This is a genomic window from Eisenbergiella sp. OF01-20 (assembly GCF_003478085.1).
GTDB lineage: Bacteria > Bacillota > Clostridia > Lachnospirales > Lachnospiraceae > Eisenbergiella.
The window spans coordinates 1-773 of record NZ_QUES01000056.1 but is presented as its reverse complement, the minus strand read 5'-3'; the positions used below and the strand labels follow the sequence as shown (position 1 = coordinate 773).

Here is a 773-nt window from a genome sequence, read left to right as displayed (position 1 = left end):
TTGCTCTGCCCGGCGTGAGCATGGACAATCAGGCGGATTTTGACACGGTGGTATCCATGCTGCCCAAACAGATCCGCGGGGAATCGGAAGGAACGGAAAACCCGGAAACACTGGACATCACCGGCTGGAGCTGCGAGGAATACAAACAGGACGGCGGGGATAACTGGCCGCTGACCGGCGATTACATCTTTACGGCGGCGCTCCCCGACGGCTACGCCTGCGACCCGCTCCCGACGGTCAAGGTGCTGCTGGGCGGGGCAAATCTGTACGCCAATGAGGGGTATGACGGCCTGACGATTACCCCAACAAACGGCGGTTCGGTTTCCAAAACCGGCGACGGACAAATCACGCTGAACGCCAACGGTGACTACAAGATTTCCGGCGAATGGACGGGAACGCTGACCGGTGCAGACTACGACCACCAAAAAGCCGTTATCACAGTACCTTCCGACGTGACCGCCAGTGTTACGCTCTCCGACGTGACAATCAACGCAGGCAGTAAAGACTACTTCTGTGCCTTTGCGGTGGAGGCAAACGGCACGGCCAACATCACCCTCTCCGGCAAAAACACCCTGACAAGCGGCGGCGTCCGTGCCGGGCTGGAGGTTTCCGAAAATGCCAAAGTGACGATTGACGGCACCGGTGGCTTGACTGCTAACGGCGGCTACAACGGCGCGGGCATCGGCGGCGGCTACGGCGGTTCCGGCGGAACCATTGAAATCAGCAGCGGCACGGTTACGGCCACGGGCGGCCTCGGCGGCGCGGGCATTGGC

At 61.1% G+C, this 773-nt stretch carries 1 pseudogene; it reads left to right on the top strand.

Annotated features, from left to right (window positions below):
• A pseudogene (locus DXA36_RS33375) lies at positions 1 to 773 on the top strand (hypothetical protein); the annotation flags it as partial.